The sequence below is a fragment of the Vibrio sp. 2132-1 genome (genome assembly GCF_033344315.1).
Window position 1 is genome coordinate 1 of record NZ_JAWPON010000707.1, and the last position, 555, is coordinate 555.

1 protein-coding gene is annotated in these 555 nt (G+C 43.2%); it reads left to right on the forward strand.

Going from position 1 to position 555, the window contains the following annotated elements; all coding sequences use genetic code 11:
* On the forward strand, positions 1–555 hold a 555-nt coding region (locus tag R8N47_RS27510; RefSeq protein WP_318186401.1), incomplete at both ends, for a phosphoribosylglycinamide formyltransferase.

Consider the following 555-nt stretch of genomic DNA (forward strand, 5'->3'; position numbering starts at 1 on the left):
TAGTCAAAACGAGGTTTGTTCTAAACTATTTAAACACAGCCTTAGCGGCTTGTATGGAATCCAATCCATCGACTCTCGTCCAACCCAGCCTTATTCAGATTTCGATATTCTTTACAGCAAAGCGCATCAAGCCCAATTCGAGCTTGAAACCATTTGTAAAAGTACCGCCCTACTCAACGATGCTCAGCCATATTTCGCTGGCGTAAAATCTAAACATCGCGCCGAAGAAAAAATCGCACATGAACTGGATGGCCAAGTAGAACGCATTACTGACTTAGCTCGTGCGACTATTGTGGCGGAAGATGTGGCAAGTTTGGTCTCTATTTACGAAACGCTAGAGCGCGAAACAACTATCGTTAAAGTCAAAAACCGCTTTAAGAAACCTGGCCCTTCTGGCTACCGTGATCTGAACTTGTTAGTCCGTTTGCCAAAAACGAATTTGATTGCAGAAGTACAGCTGCACTTAAAAGCGATTGCGGATGTAAAAAATGGTCCTGAACACGACCTGTATGAGCAAATTCAAAAGCTTGAACGTAAAGCATCAATGGAAAAGCG